The sequence below is a fragment of the Arthrobacter silviterrae genome (assembly GCF_011045165.1).
Lineage (GTDB): Bacteria > Actinomycetota > Actinomycetes > Actinomycetales > Micrococcaceae > Specibacter > Specibacter silviterrae.
The window spans coordinates 1-15,494 of the sequence record NZ_JAAKZI010000029.1 but is presented as its reverse complement, the minus strand read 5'-3'; the positions used below and the strand labels follow the sequence as shown (position 1 = coordinate 15,494).

Below are 15,494 nucleotides of genomic sequence, written 5' to 3'. Positions count from 1 at the left end.
TGTGCATGAAGCCATTCTACGCCCCGGAATATCCCGGGCCCTGCCGTCCGGCAGGGCCCGGATCGCTAGGCTTGTCCAATGACAGATTTCGCCGCCATCCCCGATGCCCCGCGCAGTGACAACCCGGCCCTCCTGCACGCGCTCGCCGCCGACCTTGCCGCCCTGGACTACACGGTCGACGGCGTGGCGCGGCTCCTGGGTGCCGAGGCCTCCGAGGCGCTGTCCCGGGACCAGTGGGTCCCCGCCTCCCTGGTGCTCCGCGGCAGCCATGAGCCGCTGGCCACCGTGGCCAAGTTGTGGCTGCTGGCCGAGGATGTCACGGGGGAGGCGCTGGCCCGGGCCCTGCCCGGCGTGGGCCTGGACGCGCTGGCAGCCCTCGGCCTGGTGGAGCCGGCTGAAACTGCGGCAGCCGGCGGGCCCGCCCTCCTGCGCGCCGCCGTCGACCTCCGCCCCTACGGCTGGCCCGGCGACACCCCCGACGGCGCAACACCCGACGGTGCAGGAACTCCTGGGCGCGCCGACACCAACCTCTGGGTGGCCAGCGACCTGGGTGCCCACCAGCGCCCCGGCGTCCTCAGGCATGACCACGTCCTCGGGATCGGACAGGCCTCCCTCACCCTCGCCCAGGCCACCATCCGCCGCCCCGTGGCCCGTGCACTGGACCTCGGCACCGGCTGCGGGATCCAGCTGTTCCACCTGCTCCAACACGCCGCGACAGTGGTGGCCACCGACATTTCCGCCCGTGCGCTCGCCTTCACCCGCTTCAACCTCATGCTCAACGCGCCGGCACTGGGGCTCGCCCCGAAGGATTTTGACCCGGCCACCAAGGACGCCAGGGTGTCGCTGCGGCTCGGCAGCCTGCTGGACCCGGTGGCGGGTGAATGCTTCGACCTGGTGGTTTCCAACCCGCCGTTCGTCATCACCCCGCGCCACCGCGGCGAGCAGTCCGCTGACCAGTTCACCTACCGCGACGGCGGGCTGGCCGGGGACGCCATTGTCGAAAACCTGGTCCGCGGGCTTCCGGCGGTCCTGGCCCCCGGCGGCACCGCCCAGATGCTGGGCAACTGGGAGGTGGGACAGGACGACGCCGGCGGGCCCCTCGGATGGGACGCCCGGCCCAGGCAGTGGGTCCCGGACGGCGTGCAGGCCTGGTTCATCCAGCGTGAGCAGCTCAGTCCCGGCTCCTACGCGGAAACCTGGCTGCAGGATGCCTCTCAGGGGCGGGACCGGGAAGCGTACGCCCTGGCCTACGGGGACTATTTGCGCGACTTCGCGTCCCGCAATGTGGCGGGAATCGGCTTCGGCTACATCCTGCTGCGCAAGCCGGAGCCGGCTGCCCAGGCGGGCATGCCGGCGTCGAACTTCAGCACGGACACCCGCTGTGAGGAAATCCTGTACCCGATTGAACAGCCCGCGGGCCCGCACCTGGCCGCCACCTTGGACCGCGAAGCGTGGATCGACGCCCGCGCTGACATCTGGGATGAACGCCTGGACGTGGCGGGCGACGTCACCGAGGAGCGCCACCAAAAACCCGGCGCCGAGCATCCCGGCGTGATACTGCTCCGCCAGGGTGCCGGGCTGCGCCGTACCACGCTGCTGAGCACCGAACTGGCCGGATTTGTCTCCGCCAGCGACGGCGGACTGACGGTGCGCCAGCTGATTGGGGCCCTCGCCGCCCTGCTGGAACGCGATGATGCCGACTTCGCCGACGTCCTCTATGGCAGGGTGTGCAACTTGCTCCGGGACGGCTTTCTGCTGCCCGCCGAATAGCTCCCCGCCGCGGCGCCAGGGGACCCCCGGTTTCCCTTGCAATACATGTTGGGGGTAAAAATATGGTGAACTAGGCTCATGGGTGCGCCGTTCGCGCAACCTTTCATTCCCTGTAGGAGTACCGTGCCCAGCAAGGCAGCCAGCAAGCCAAAGACCGGCAAAAAGCTCGTCATCGTGGAGTCCCCCGCCAAGAGCAAGACCATCGCCAAGTACCTGGGCGAGGGTTTCGTTGTCGAGGCTTCCATTGGCCACATCCGTGACCTGCCGCAACCGTCGGACCTCCCGGCTGAGCTGAAGAAGTCCTCCATCGGCAAGTTCGCCGTCGACCTGGAAAACGGCTTCAAGCCCTATTACGTCATCTCCCCGGACAAGAAGAAGAAGGTGGCGGAGCTCAAGGCGCAGCTCAAGGACGCCGACGAACTTTACCTCGCAACTGATGGGGACCGCGAAGGCGAGGCCATCGCGTGGCACCTGCTTGAGGTGCTCAAGCCCAAGGTGCCCGTGCACCGCATGACATTTGCCGAAATCACCAAGGAATCCCTGCAGCGCGCACTCACCAGCCTCCGGGACCTGGACACGGATTTGGTGGATGCCCAGGAAACCCGCCGCGTGCTGGACCGGCTCTACGGCTACGAAATTTCCCCCGTGCTGTGGCGCAAGGTCTCCCGCGGACTGTCCGCCGGCCGCGTCCAGTCCGTTGTCACCCGCATGGTGGTGGAGCGCGAACGCGAGCGCATGGCGTTCCGTTCCGCCGGCTACTGGGACCTGCTGGGCAGCTTCGCCCCCGTGGACGGCAAGGAAGCCTTCACCGCTAAGCTGTCCGCCCTCGATGGGAAGCGCGTGGCCTCCGGGCGCGACTTCAACGACAAGGGCCAGCTGACCGGCAAGAACGTGGCGCACCTGGACGAGGCCGCCGCGAAGGCGCTGGCGCTGGGCCTGGAACACGCAGACTTCGCCGTCCGCTCCGTGGAGCACAAGCCGTACACGCGCCGGCCCGCCCCGCCGTTTACGACGTCGACCCTCCAGCAGGAGGCCGGGCGGAAGCTGCGCTTCACCTCCAAGTCCACCATGTCCACCGCCCAGCGCCTGTACGAAAACGGCTACATCACCTATATGCGTACGGATTCCTCGTCCCTGAGCGACGAGGCCGTCAACGCTGCCCGCCGCCAGGCCTCGGAACTGTACGGCCCGGAGTTTGTGCCGGCCGCCAAGCGCGTCTACGCCAACAAGAGCTCCAATGCCCAGGAAGCCCATGAGGCCATCCGCCCCGCCGGCGACTCCTTCCGCACCCCCGCCCAGGTGGCCAGCGCCCTGCGCGGCGACGAGTTCAAGCTGTACGAACTCATCTGGAAGCGCACGGTTGCCTCCCAAATGGCGGACGCCAAGGGCTCGACGGCGACCATCAAGCTCGGCGCTGCCGCCACCGGGGGCCAGGATGCGGAATTCTCCGTCTCCGGCACCGTCATCACGTTCCGGGGCTTCCTGGCCGCCTACGAGGAAGGCCGGGACGAGTCCCGCAACGACGCCGACGAGGCGGACAAGCGCCTGCCCAACGTCCAGGAAAAGGACGCCCTGAAAGCCTCCGAAATCACGGCAACCGGGCATGAGACCTCCCCGCCGCCGCGGTTCACGGAAGCGTCGCTGACCAAGGAGATGGAGGAGCGCGACATCGGGCGCCCGTCCACGTACGCCTCCACCCTGTCCACCATCATGGACCGCGGTTACGTGCGCAAGCAGGGTTCGGCGCTGATCCCCACGTGGATTGCCTTCTCCGTGATCCGCCTGCTGGAGCAGCACTTCACGTCCTATGTGGACTACAAGTTCACGGCCGGCATGGAGACGGGCCTGGACCGCATCGCCAACGGCGACGACAAGGGCTCCGAATGGCTCAAGCACTTTTACTTCGGGGCCGACGGCGACGATTCCGACGACGGCCTGCTTGGCATCGTGAACAACCTGGGCGAAATTGACGCCCGGGACATCAACTCGATCGCCATCACCGACACCCTGGTGCTGCGCGTGGGCAAGTTCGGGCCGTACCTGGAATCGACCGTCCCCACCCTGGACCCCAAAACCGGGGAGATCATCGAATCCGCCCGGGCCAACGTCCCCGAGGACCTGGCCCCGGACGAGCTCACGCCCGCCAAGGCGCAGGAACTGATGGAAACGGCGGCGCCGGAGGAGCGGGTGCTGGGCGTGGATCCTGCCACCGGACTGACCGTGGTGGCCAAGAACGGACGCTACGGCGCCTACGTCACCGAGGTGATCCCGGAGCTCACCGAGGAAGACATTGCCAAGCTGCCCGTTGAGTACTACAAGAACGGCAAGCCCAAGCCTGCCAAGAAGCCCGTCAAGGCCAAGCCCCGCACCGGGTCCCTGTTCAAGACCATGACGGTGGACACCGTCACGCTGGAGCAGGCGCTGCAGATCATGAGCCTGCCCCGGGTGCTCGGTGCCGACGCGGAAGGGGTGGAGATCACGGTGCAGAACGGCCGCTTTGGCCCGTACCTGAAAAAGGGCACCGACTCCCGTTCCATCGGCTCGGAAGAGGAAATCTTCACGTTCACGCTGGACGCGGCCCTGGAGATTTACTCCCAGCCCAAGCAGCGCGGCGCCCGCGCCGCCGTGCCCCCGCTGGCTGAGTTTGGCGAAGACCCCGTGTCAGGGAAGAAGATCGTGGTGAAGGAGGGCCGCTTTGGCCCGTACATCACCGACGGCATCACCAACATCACCGTGCCCCGCGGCACCGACGTGGGCGAACTGACCCGTGAGGCCGCCGTCGAGCTCCTGGCCGACAAGCGCGAACGCGGACCCGTCAAGCGCACGGCCAAGACGCCGGCCAAGAAGCCCGCGGCCAAGCGGAAGGCCCCGGCCAAGAAGTAGCCGGGCCCGCCGCCGCGGCGGCGGGACTGGCAACTATTCGCGGCCGGAACGCGCAATAATGGGCACATGAGATTAGGCGTGCTCGACATTGGCTCCAACACGGTCCACCTGCTGTTGGTTGACGCGCGTCCCGGGGCCAACCCGGTGCCCTATGCCTCGCACAAGCGCGCCCTGAGCCTGGTGCAATACCTCGACGGCGACGGGAACATCAACGACGAGGGCCAGACCGAGCTCATCGAGTTCATTCTGGAGGCGTGGGAATTCGCCGCCAGGCACCGGGCCAAGGACCTGCTGGCGTTCTGCACCTCGGCGATCCGCGAATCCACCAATGGTGCCGCGGTGCTGGCCCGGGTGCGGCACGAAACCACCATCAGCCTGACGGAGCTGACCGGTGCCGAGGAATCCGCCATGACGTTCTTCGCCGTCCGCCGCTGGCACGGGTGGGGCGCCGGGACCATCCTGAACCTGGACATTGGCGGTGGCTCCTTTGAAATCGCCCAGGGCAGCAACGAACTGCCGGAGCTGGCCCACTCGGTGCCGCTGGGCGCCGGCCGCCTGACCCGGGACTGGCTCACCGAGGACCCGCCCACGGCCAAGAGTGTGAAGGAACTGCGCAAGCACATCAGGGCAACACTCAAGGAGCCCGTTGCCGAGGTCCAGGCTCTCGGTGCCCCGCACATCGTCACCGGCTCCTCCAAAACATTCCGGGCGCTGGCGCGCATTACCGGGGCGGCGCCGTCGTCCATGGGACCGTACGTCAGGCGCGAACTGCACCTGACCGACCTGGGGCTGTGGAGCCAGCGGCTGTCCGCCATGTCCTCGGCCGACCGGCTGCACCTGCCCGGCGTGTCCGTGGCCAGGGCCAAACAGGTCCTGGCGGGCGCGCTGGTGGCGCAGGCAGCCCTGGAACTGTTCCAGGTACAGACCATGGAAATCAGCCCGTGGGCGCTGCGTGAGGGGCTCATCCTGCGGCGGCTGGACCAACTGGTTTTTGACGGGCCGCTGGATCCCCCGGCACATGTTGGCAAGCTCAAAAATTCGGCACTCGACTAGGCGGACATGACAACCACAGCTGCTGATTCCCCCCAGCCACCGCGCCACATCCCGGTGGCCCTGTCCACGGCGTCGGTGTACCCGCTGTCCGTCCACGACGGCTTTGCGGTGGCCGCGGACCTCGGGTACGACGGCGTGGAGGTGCTGGTGACGCACAACGGCGACAGCCAGGACTCCTCCGCCCTGAACGCGCTGGCGGAACGGTACAACCAGCCGATCGTGGCCATCCACGCACCCACGCTTTTGCTGACGCAGCAGGTGTGGGGGAGTGCGTGGAACAAGGTGCAGCGCTCGGCCCAGATGGCTGTGGACGTCGGCGCCGACGTGGTGGTGGTGCACCCGCCGTTCCGCTGGCAAAACGACTACGCCGAAACGTTTGCCCACGGGGTGCGGGACATTGCGGACGCGTTCGGGGTCCGCATTGCCGTGGAGAACATGTACCCGTGGCGGGTCCGTGGGCGAGAGGCCATGGCCTACCTGCCGCACTGGGACCCCGTCCCGCAGGACTACCAGGACGTCACGTGGGACTTCTCCCACGCGGCGTCCGCGGGCGCCTCCAGCCTGGCTGCCGCAAAGGCCCTCGGTTCCAGGCTGCGGCACATCCACCTGACGGACGGCATCTCGCCGTCCACCAAGGACCAGCACCTGATTCCGGGCCACGGCACGCAGGAATGCGTGGAGGTGCTCCAGCACATTGCCGGGAACGGCTTTGACGGCGCCGTGGTGGCCGAGATTTCCACGCGCAAGGCGAAGGGGGCCGGGCAGCGCGAGGAATGGCTGGCCGAAACCCTGGAGTTTGCCCGCGTGCACCTGGGCCAAACCCTCGACTAACACTCCCCCGACGCTCGGTTGCAATCGGGGCGGTTTTGGCCGACGCTCCCGCAGTTGGTGCGGGAGCGTTCTCAAAAAATGCCCCGATTGTGAGGGAGGGTTTGTGTTGGGCGGGAGGGTTTGTCTTCTTAAATGCGAAATCGCCGGAGAACATGGGGCCAGTGGATGGGGGATACACTGGCGAGTTCTCCGGCGATTTGACTGGTCTTCAGGACAAAACCAATCCGATCATCACTCGCACCCTTATGAGGTAGTTAAAACATTAGGCCGCCACTTTGGGAATAACCGGGGCGCAGGCTGTGCGTTTGCCGTTAAGAATTTTCCGGGCGGGACGGGCGCAGCCGCAGCCTTAAACGAGAAACGCCGGAAGCGGGGCCAGGCCTTGGGGGAATGCCTGACTGCTTCCGGCGCCTCCGGCCCAACAGCTGATAAATCAACCGCCGGTCCGTCATCACTCGCACCTTTATGAGGTACTTACGACAGTAGGCGGGCTGTCTGGGCAAAGGCCCCGGTGCGGCTGGGAAAAGTCTGGCAATCCATTTGTTGCACGCCGGGCCCGCGCCAAGAATGATGGGACCATGACCAAAAAAATTGTATTTCTAGGCTGCGGTTCAATGGGCGAAGCGATTTTGACGGGGCTGCTTGCCGCGGGCACCCCTCCGCAAGCCGTCACGGTGACGGTGCGCCGGCCCGAACGTGCTGAGGAACTGGCCCACTCCCACGGCGTCACGGCGCTGGCCTCCAATGAAGACAGCAGCGCGAACACACTGGCCGTGGCAGGGGCCGGGGTGGTGATTCTCGGCGTCAAGCCCGTGGGAACGGTGGCGTTGTGCCGGGAAATTGCTGCAGAGCTCGAACCCGGCGCCGTGGTCATCAGCGTCGCGGCCGCTGTCTCGCTGGCCCAGCTGGAGGGCGCCCTGCGTCCCGGCCAGCCGGTGGTGCGGTCCATGCCCAACACGCCGCTGCGGGTGGGCCGGGGCGTGGTGGCCCTATCCGCCGGCTCCCACGCCGGGGAAGCACAGCTGGCCGCCGCACATGAAATATTTGACGGTTCCGGCGTGGTCCTGGACATTCCGGAGGAGCAGCAAGACGCCGTCTCGGCCATCAGCGGTTCCGGCCCGGCCTACGCGTTTTACCTGGCGGAAGCCATGGCCGCCGCTGCGGTGGATTTCGGCCTGGCACCCGCGGTTGCCCAGGTCCTGGCCCGCGAAACCGTAGCCGGGGCCGGGCTGATGCTCGCCGAACCCGGGGCCGATCCTGCCACCCTTCGCCGCGGTGTCACCAGCCCGAACGGCACCACGGAACAGGCCATCGCCACGTTTGACCGGGAAGGCCTGCCGGGCATAGTGCTGGCCGGCGCGCGGGCCGCTGCCGCCCGGGCGGCGCAGATCACCCAGGAGCTCAGCGCACAGTAGGGCCACGTGCGGCGGGGTCACGTGAAGCGGGCCGCACGCCCTCCGCCGTCGTCCTCCGCCGTCGTCCTCCCGGGGCTCCCGTCAGGGCTGCGGGGCGGCCTCGAGGGCCAGGAGCAGCGCCTTGGCGTCGGGGCCGCCCAGATAGGCGCCCTGGCTGCCGTCGGAGCGGATCACACGGTGGCAGGGCAGCACCAGAGGCAGCGGATTGCGGGCGCACGCGGTCCCCACGGCGCGCACGGCCCGGGGGCTGGATGTCAGTGCGGCCACGGCGGCGTAGCTGGCCGTGTGGCCGTAGCCAATCTCCGGCAGGTGGGCCAGCACCTCCCGCCGGAAGCCATTGGCCAGCCGGAAGTCCAGCGGCAGGTCAAAGGAGTGCCGCCGGCCGCCAAAATATTCGTCCAGTTCCCGCGCCGCAGCGTCCAGCCGGGAAGGGGCCCGGAGAATGCGGGGGCTGACGGTCGTAGCCAGCGCAGCCAGCACGGCATCGTGCCCCTCGCGGGAAAACGCCACGCGCACCAGCCCCACCTCCGTGCCCGCGAGCAGCAGCTGCCCCACGGGGGAATCAACCACCCGGTACGCCACATCAACCAGCCCGGCAGCAGCGGCGGCAGCCGGCAGGGCGGCCCTCAACCGGGCTACTGCACCGTCCTCATCCACGGCCAGCGGCAGCAATTCGGACGGCAGTTCACGGTTTGCGATCATGGTTGTTCCCTATCTTGTCCAAGCAGCTGCACACGCAGCGCCTTCAGGCCGTCCGACGCGGCACGCCTGGCCGCGGCCTCGGAATTTCCCAGCAGCCCGGCCACCTCGGCATGCCGCAGCCCGGCCAGGTGGTGGTATATCACGGCCAGGCGTTGCTTTTCCGGCAGCAGCGCCACCGCCGACCACACCATGGCTGCGTCCTCGCCGGCTTCCAGGGCACGCACGACGTCGTCTCCCCCTGCCGCCGCCGCGACGGCTCCCGCCGTGGCCGTCCAGGCAACGGCAAGCGGGGCTTGGGCGTTGCCCGAGGGCACCGGCAGGCGCCCGGCCCTGCGGTGGTGGTCCATTGACTTGTTGCGCGCGATCGTGACCAGCCAGGCCTCGCGGTTGCGGATTCCGCCGGATTCCGGATAGGCGCGGAGTGCGGCCAGGAACGTTTCCTGCCACACGTCGTCGGCATCCTGGACGCCCACCAGGGCGCGGCACACCCTCAGCACCACGGTTCCGTGGGCCGCCACGACGGCCTCAAACGGGGGCAGTCCGGCACCGCCGCGCGGAACGGGACCGCCCCCGTGAGCAGGACCGTCCTCCGCACGACTGCTCAAAACAGCGCTTCGGTGTGGGTTCGGGATGGAATTTCCAGCTCCAGCAGGAACTGCTTGCGGTCCAGCCCGCCGGCGTAGCCCACCAGGGAACAGTCGGCGCCCACTACGCGGTGGCACGGGACAATGATGCTGATGGGATTGCGGCCGTTGGCAGAACCCACGGCCTGGGCCATGGAACGGTCGCCCAGCATTTCCGCCAGCTCGCCATACGTGCGCAGCTCGCCGTAGGGAATCAGGCGCAGCGCATCCCACACGCGGTGCTGGAACGGATTCCCAGCCGGGGCCAGGGGGATGGAAAACTCGCGGCGCTGGCCGGCAAAGTATTCGCCCAGCTGTTCCCGCGTTGCCGCCAGGACGGGCGAAGCGGCGGCAGGCACCAGCGGGCCAAACGTCTCCCCACCCGGCCGACGCTTGTGCTCCGCCATGTACACGGCCGCCAGCCCGTCGTCGTTCGCCACGGCCGTGAGCAGCCCGATCGGTGAATCAAACACAGTGTGCACGCTCATCGTGTTACCTCCTTGCCCTGTAGACGCGGTCCGGCCAAAAAACGTGAGACGGGCCAAAAAAACTCAGGGCCGCGCGGCGAACCGTTCCAGCAGGTCGACGTAGCCGGAAACGATGAGCATGTCGCGGCCGGAGACGCGGGTGTGCGGCTGCGCGTAGGTGAAGTCCTCGCCGGGGGACTTCACGCCGACCACCGTGACGCCGTACTTGGAGCGGACCTTGGATTCCTCCAGCGTGAACCCCTGGGTCTCCTTCGGCGGGTACATTTTCACGATCGCGAAGTCGTCGTCGAACTCGATGAAGTCCAGCATGCGCCCGCCCACCAGGTGTGCGGCGCGGACGCCGGCGTCGGCCTCCGGGTAGATGACGTGGTTGGCGCCAATGCGGGTCAGGATCTTGCCGTGCGACTGCGTGATGGCCTTGACCCACAGGTGCGCGATGCCCAGGTCCACCAGGTTCACCGTGATGAGCACGCTGGACTCGATGGACGTGCCCACACCCACGACGGCGGAACTGAAGTCCTGTGCCCCCAGCTGGCGCAGCGCGTCGATGTTCGTGGCGTCGGCCTCCACCACATGGGTGAGCACGCCGGCCCACTTCTGCACCAGGGCGGGGTCCCGTTCAATGGCGAGCACTTCCCGGCCCTGCTTGACCAGCTGGTGTGCCGTGGCCGCGCCAAAGCGCCCCAGGCCAATGACCAGGACCGGTGCATTGTGCGGCGGGCGGTTGCTGGAATTTACCTTGTCAGCCAATGATCGGCCTCTCTTCCGGGTAGTGGTACAGCTGGCGGCGCTGGCGCAGGGCCAGGGCCGCGGCGAGGGTGATGGAACCGACGCGGCCGAAGAACATCATGGCGCACAGGACATAGACGCCCGACGGCGGCAGCTCGCTGGAGAGCCCCGTGCTGAGCCCCACGGTGGCAAAGGCGGAGATGGTTTCAAACAGCACCCGGTCCAGGCTCTGGCCGGAGATGGCCAGCAGGAGGCCGCAGGCAACCATGACCAGCGTGGCACCCATCATGATCACGGAGATGGCCACGCGCATGGTGCCCTGGGGGATGGTGCGCCCGTAGATCTTGACGTCGTTGTCGCCGCGGGCTTCGGCCACAATGGCCAGAAACATGACGGCCAGTGTGGTGACCTTGATGCCGCCGGCCGTGGAGGCGGAGCCGCCGCCCACAAACATGAGGGCGTCGGTGAGCAGCATGGTGGAGGGGTGCATGGAATTCATGTCCACCAGGTTGAAGCCCAGGGAACGGGTCATGACCGACGCGAAAATCGAGTGCGTGATCTTGTCGCCCAGGCTCATGTTGCCGATGGTGGCCGGATTGGTCCATTCCATGGCCCCCCACAGCACCGCACCGGCCACCAGCAGCATGAGGGAGACCTGGATGGTGAGCTTGGCGTGCAGCGTCCACTTCTTGAACCGGAATCCGGTGGCCAGCAGCACCATGAGCACGGGGAAGCCCAGGCTGCCCACAAAGCCGCCAATCATCAACGGAACCAGGATCCACAGGTCCGCCTCGTACGGCACCACGCCGTCGGAATGGGGGGTGAAACCGGCGTTGTTAAAGGAGGAGATTGAATAAAATGTGGCGTGCCAGATGGCCTGCGGGAGGGACTCGCCCAGGACCAGGAACCGTGGCGCCATGGCCAGCGCCAGCACCACTTCAATGGCCACGGAGGTGCTGATGACGATCCGCAGCAGCGTGCCCACCTCGCCCAGGCGTCCGGCGTTCATGGCCTCCTGGGCGATGAGCTTGCCGCGCACGCCCAGGCGCTTGCTGACCATCAGCGACATGAGCGAGGCCAGGGTCAGGATGCCCAGGCCGCCCACAAAGATGCCGATCAGGATTACCAGCTGGCCGAAGAAGGACCAGTGGAGGGCGGTGGAAACCGTGGTCAGGCCCGTGACGCACACGGCGGAGACGGCTGTGAAGAGCGCGTCGTGGAAGGCAGTGGCGTGCCCGTCGCGGGCCGCGGCCGGCAGGGACAGGGCAAGGGTGAAGGCCAGTATGACCAGGGCAAAGACGATGAGGGCAAGCCTGGCGGGGGAGCTGTTGGCAACCTTGTCCACAAAGTCGCGCACCGTGACAACTGCGGCCAGCGGCCACCGGTGGCCGGTTGCGGGGAGGGTGCTTTTAGTGGCCAATGCCGTGCTGCCCTTCCTGCCCGAGGTGATTCCCTGTGTCCTTGCCGATACGGCAAAGCCGTGCCCGGTTGGGTAGCCTGTGATGGATGTCATCATTTGCCAGCCCAGGGCCAGCGGCCATCCCGACAAGCATAGTCTGCGATGCAGCCATGTCTGCGTACAATTTTGGCCCCAATCACCCCATGTCGCCAAAGCGCCTGGACCTGACGGCTCGCCTGGCCAGGGAGCTGGGCATCCTGGACCTGCCGCAAGTGAGGGTGGAGCACGCCCGGGCGGCCTCCGACGACGAACTGGCCACCGTGCACAGCCGCGGCTACATTGCCGCGGTGCGGCACGTGGGGGAGGACCCCTCCCGCAGCGATCCGGACCGCGGGCTGGGCACCGAGGACGACCCGGCCTTCGCCGGAATGCACGAGGCCGGCGCCCGGCTGGCCGGGGGATCCCTCGTGGCTGCCGACGCCATCATCTCAGGTGCCGCCGTGCGGGCCGTGAACTTTGGCGGGGGCATGCACCACGCCTCGAGGGAGAAGGCAAGCGGCTTTTGCATCTACAACGACGCCGCCATGGCTGTGGTGCGTCTGCTGGAGGCAGGTGTTGCCAAGGTGGCCTACATCGACATTGACGCCCACCACGGCGACGGGACCCAGGGCATCTTTTGGGACGATCCCCGGGTGCTGACCATCTCCCTCCACGAGTCCGGCATGACCTTGTTCCCCGGCACAGGGTTCGCCAATGAAATCGGCGGCCCGCAGGCGCTGGGTTCCGCCGTGAACGTCGCCCTGCCTGCCCACACGGGCGACGGCGGCTGGCTGAGGGCGTTCCACGCCGTGGTCCCGCAGCTGGTCAAGGCCTTCGCGCCGGAGGTCATTGTCAGCCAGCACGGCTGCGACTCCCACCGCAGCGACGCGCTGTCCCACCTGAACACCAGTGTTGACGCCCAGCGAGAGGCCGCCCTGAGCATTGCGGACCTGGCGCAGAGCACGTGCGGGGGCCGGTGGCTTGCCGTGGGCGGCGGCGGGTACAACATTGTCGACGTCGTCCCGCGGGTGTGGTCGCACCTCATGGCCATCGCCACAGGACAGCCCGTCCCGTTGCGCACGCCCGTGCCTGAACCGTGGCGCGAACATGTCCGCGAACGGTACGGGAGGGACGCACCGCAGCTGATGGGTGAGGACGCGGACACGTGGTGGCGTTCCTGGGAGGTTGGCTACAACCCTTCCGATGCCCTGGACAGGACCGTCATGGCCACGCGGAAGGCAGTGTTTCCGCTGTACGGGCTGGACCCGTGGTTCGACTGAAGTGGCGGTTCGATCTCCCGGATTGTCGGCACCAGCCAAGCGGACGCCCGCACCGCCTCCGGGCAGCAGGTGGTCGCGGGAGAGGCGTTCCCAAGATGCTGGATTCGGCATATGTCGCTAGGGTGGTGGAATGCCAGTAGAAGAATTGTTTTCCGTTATTGCCGAACGTACCCGCCGGGACATTCTTGAAGCGCTGGCCAAAGAGCACAAGGCCGTGGGCGAGCTGGTGGAGGAACTGGGCGTCTCCCAGCCCACCGTTTCGAAGCATCTGCGCGTGCTCCGGGAAGCCGGCGTGGTGACCATGCAGGCCCAGGGCCAGAAGCGGTTCTACAGCATCAACACCAAACCCCTCTCCCTCGTCTCCGCGTGGCTGGACGGGCTGGGGGCGGGCATCACAGCCGCCCCCCACGCCACTGCCACACACGCCACCGCCCAGCGCAGTGGAACTCCCCGCATTGCCGCCACGCCGGCTGCAACGGCTGGTGTTCCAAGCGTGCCGACTCCGGCCGCGCCCACTCCGGCCGCCCCGGCGGTGACGGCAGCCCCCACCACCCCAGCCACTCCGGCGGTGACAGGCGCGCCAGCAGCGGCGGCCGCCGTCGTGCTTGTTGGCGGCGAACACGAAGGCACCGTGCAGCAGCAGATCACCCGTAGTGTGGGCCGCGCGGCGAACAAGGCGGCGGACCTGCTGGCCAACCTGCCCACTTTCAGGCGGCGCAAGGACTAACAGGACCGGCAGGGCGATCGGCCCCAGCACCTCGCTGCACGCCACATATCTGCAGGATCTTGCATGCCGTATCAGCATGCAAGAGGAATTGGATTTAGTCATGGGACGACTGGAAGATTGCCAGTGAGCATACTTATGCGTCACCAGGTGGCGCCAAACCCGTTGTAGGAGACTCATGGACATCCGGCTAGAAGCCATCCGGGAGCAGGTTCTGGCCCGCAATCCCGGGGAAAAAGAATTCCACCAGGCAGTGCACGAGGTGTTCGAGAGTCTTGGGCCGGTACTGGATAAACATCCAGAATTCGTCGATGCCGCCGTGCTCCAGCGCCTGTGCGAGCCTGAGCGCCAGATCATCTTCCGGGTGCCGTGGGTGGACGATTCCGGCCACGTGCAGATCAACCGCGGCTTCCGCGTGGAATTCAACTCGGCGCTGGGCCCGTACAAGGGCGGGCTGCGCTTCCACCCCTCCGTCTACTTGGGGATTGTGAAGTTCCTCGGCTTCGAGCAGATCTTCAAGAACGCACTGACGGGCATGCCCATTGGCGGCGGCAAGGGCGGCTCCGACTTTGACCCCCGCGGCAAGTCCGACGGCGAAGTGATGCGTTTCTGCCAGAGCTTCATGACGGAGCTGTACCGCCACATCGGCGAATACACCGACGTTCCGGCCGGCGACATCGGCGTGGGCGGGCGGGAGATTGGCTACCTGTTTGGCCAGTACAAGCGCATCACCAACCGCTATGAATCCGGTGTCCTGACGGGCAAGGGCATCGGCTGGGGCGGTTCACTGGTCCGCCCGGAAGCCACCGGTTACGGCACCGTGCTGTTTACCCAGGAAATGCTCAAGACCCGCGGCACCACCTTCGACGGCCAGCGCGTGGTGGTCTCCGGTTCAGGCAACGTGGCCACCTTCGCCATCTCCAAGGCCCAGCAGCTCGGCGCCACCGTGGTGGCCTGCTCGGATTCCTCCGGCTACATTGTGGACGAGGCCGGCATTGACGTGGCCCTGTTGCGCCAGATCAAGGAAAAGGAGCGCGGCCGGCTCAAGGAGTACGCCGTCCGCCGCGGCGCCTCCGTCAGCTATGTTGACGGCGGCTCCGTTTGGGATGTCAACGCCTCCGTGGCCCTGCCCTGCGCCACGCAGAACGAAATCAACACCGAAGCAGCCGCCCGCATGGTCAAGAACGGACTCATCGCCGTTGCAGAAGGCGCCAACATGCCTTCCACCAGCGGTGCCGTGGCAGTCTTCCAGGAGGCCGGCGTGCTGTTCGGCCCGGGCAAGGCAGCCAACGCCGGCGGTGTGGCCACCTCCGCGCTGGAAATGCAGCAAAATGCCAGCCGCGACGCCTGGTCCTTCGAGCACACCGAGCAGCGCCTCACCCAAATCATGATCGGCATCCACGACCGCTGCGCCGAGACCGCCGAAACCTACGGCTCTCCCGGAAACTATGTGGTGGGCGCCAACATCGCCGGCTTCGTGAAGGTGGCCCACGCCATGCTTGCACAGGGCTTGATCTAGCCTCAATCCTGCAACGCACTTTCGGCGCGTCCCCGGCCC

At 67.2% G+C, this 15,494-nt stretch carries 13 protein-coding genes; 8 read left to right on the top strand and 5 right to left on the bottom strand.

Annotated elements, in window-relative coordinates:
• Positions 1-78 precede the first annotated feature (78 nt).
• From G6N77_RS14930 to proC, 5 genes are all read left to right on the top strand, one after another.
• Positions 79-1,770: a DUF7059 domain-containing protein gene (locus G6N77_RS14930; protein ID WP_165182967.1), complete on the top strand. Its 1,692-nt coding sequence runs from the start codon at positions 79-81 to the stop codon at positions 1,768-1,770.
• A gap of 123 nt (positions 1,771-1,893) precedes the next feature.
• Positions 1,894-4,653: a type I DNA topoisomerase gene (topA, locus tag G6N77_RS14925; RefSeq protein ID WP_165182966.1), complete on the top strand. Its 2,760-nt coding sequence runs from the start codon at positions 1,894-1,896 to the stop codon at positions 4,651-4,653.
• Between the two features lie 66 nt (positions 4,654-4,719).
• Positions 4,720-5,706, top strand: coding sequence for a Ppx/GppA phosphatase family protein (locus G6N77_RS14920; RefSeq protein ID WP_165182965.1), 987 nt, complete (start codon positions 4,720-4,722; stop codon positions 5,704-5,706).
• Positions 5,707-5,712: 6 nt separating this feature from the next.
• Positions 5,713-6,537, top strand: coding sequence for a sugar phosphate isomerase/epimerase family protein (locus G6N77_RS14915; protein WP_165182964.1), 825 nt, complete (start codon positions 5,713-5,715; stop codon positions 6,535-6,537).
• A 398-nt stretch (positions 6,538-6,935) separates the two neighbouring features.
• Positions 6,936-7,952, top strand: a complete 1,017-nt coding sequence (gene proC / locus G6N77_RS14910) for a pyrroline-5-carboxylate reductase (protein ID WP_306987530.1) — start codon at positions 6,936-6,938, stop codon at positions 7,950-7,952.
• Between the two features lie 81 nt (positions 7,953-8,033).
• On the opposite strand, the gene G6N77_RS14905 is transcribed toward proC, so the two are convergent.
• From G6N77_RS14905 to G6N77_RS14885, 5 genes are all read right to left on the bottom strand, one after another.
• Positions 8,034-8,654 (bottom strand): methylated-DNA--[protein]-cysteine S-methyltransferase, encoded by a 621-nt coding sequence (locus G6N77_RS14905; protein WP_165182962.1) that lies wholly within the window; start codon positions 8,652-8,654, stop codon positions 8,034-8,036.
• Entirely contained in the window at positions 8,651-9,259 is a 609-nt protein-coding gene (locus G6N77_RS14900) for an RNA polymerase sigma factor (RefSeq protein WP_240902235.1), read from the bottom strand. Before G6N77_RS14900 ends, G6N77_RS14905 begins: the two co-directional genes overlap by 4 nt.
• Complete coding sequence (locus tag G6N77_RS14895) at positions 9,256-9,765, bottom strand: methylated-DNA--[protein]-cysteine S-methyltransferase (RefSeq protein ID WP_165182961.1); 510 nt, start codon at positions 9,763-9,765, stop codon at positions 9,256-9,258. Before G6N77_RS14895 ends, G6N77_RS14900 begins: the two co-directional genes overlap by 4 nt.
• 63 nt (positions 9,766-9,828) lie before the next feature.
• Complete coding sequence (locus G6N77_RS14890; RefSeq protein ID WP_165182960.1) at positions 9,829-10,515, bottom strand: potassium channel family protein; 687 nt, start codon at positions 10,513-10,515, stop codon at positions 9,829-9,831.
• Positions 10,508-12,010, bottom strand: a complete 1,503-nt coding sequence (locus G6N77_RS14885; RefSeq protein ID WP_240902234.1) for a TrkH family potassium uptake protein — start codon at positions 12,008-12,010, stop codon at positions 10,508-10,510. The genes G6N77_RS14890 and G6N77_RS14885 overlap by 8 nt, the downstream gene beginning before the upstream one ends.
• Here G6N77_RS14885 and G6N77_RS14880 point away from each other — a divergent pair.
• From G6N77_RS14880 to gdhA, 3 genes are all read left to right on the top strand, one after another.
• Complete coding sequence (locus tag G6N77_RS14880; RefSeq protein WP_240902233.1) at positions 12,001-13,212, top strand: acetoin utilization protein AcuC; 1,212 nt, start codon at positions 12,001-12,003, stop codon at positions 13,210-13,212. The genes G6N77_RS14885 and G6N77_RS14880 overlap by 10 nt on opposite strands.
• A 130-nt stretch (positions 13,213-13,342) precedes the next feature.
• The gene (locus G6N77_RS14875; protein ID WP_165182958.1) at positions 13,343-13,939 is read left to right on the top strand and encodes an ArsR/SmtB family transcription factor; all 597 of its coding nucleotides are present in this window, start codon (positions 13,343-13,345) and stop codon (positions 13,937-13,939) included.
• Between the two features lie 175 nt (positions 13,940-14,114).
• Positions 14,115-15,455, top strand: a complete 1,341-nt coding sequence (gdhA, locus tag G6N77_RS14870; protein WP_165182957.1) for an NADP-specific glutamate dehydrogenase — start codon at positions 14,115-14,117, stop codon at positions 15,453-15,455.
• Positions 15,456-15,494: the final 39 nt, after the last annotated feature.

Coding starts and splice junctions, on each gene's coding strand:
- G6N77_RS14930 (WP_165182967.1), top strand. CDS start 79: ATGACAGATTTCGCCGCCATCCCCGATGCCCCGCGCAGTGACAACCCG.
- G6N77_RS14920 (WP_165182965.1), top strand. CDS start 4,720: ATGAGATTAGGCGTGCTCGACATTGGCTCCAACACGGTCCACCTGCTG.
- G6N77_RS14915 (WP_165182964.1), top strand. CDS start 5,713: ATGACAACCACAGCTGCTGATTCCCCCCAGCCACCGCGCCACATCCCG.
- G6N77_RS14905 (WP_165182962.1), bottom strand. CDS start 8,654: ATGATCGCAAACCGTGAACTGCCGTCCGAATTGCTGCCGCTGGCCGTG.
- G6N77_RS14895 (WP_165182961.1), bottom strand. CDS start 9,765: ATGAGCGTGCACACTGTGTTTGATTCACCGATCGGGCTGCTCACGGCC.
- G6N77_RS14880 (WP_240902233.1), top strand. CDS start 12,001: ATGTCATCATTTGCCAGCCCAGGGCCAGCGGCCATCCCGACAAGCATA.
- G6N77_RS14885 (WP_240902234.1), bottom strand. CDS start 12,010: ATGATGACATCCATCACAGGCTACCCAACCGGGCACGGCTTTGCCGTA.
- G6N77_RS14875 (WP_165182958.1), top strand. CDS start 13,343: ATGCCAGTAGAAGAATTGTTTTCCGTTATTGCCGAACGTACCCGCCGG.
- gdhA (WP_165182957.1), top strand. CDS start 14,115: ATGGACATCCGGCTAGAAGCCATCCGGGAGCAGGTTCTGGCCCGCAAT.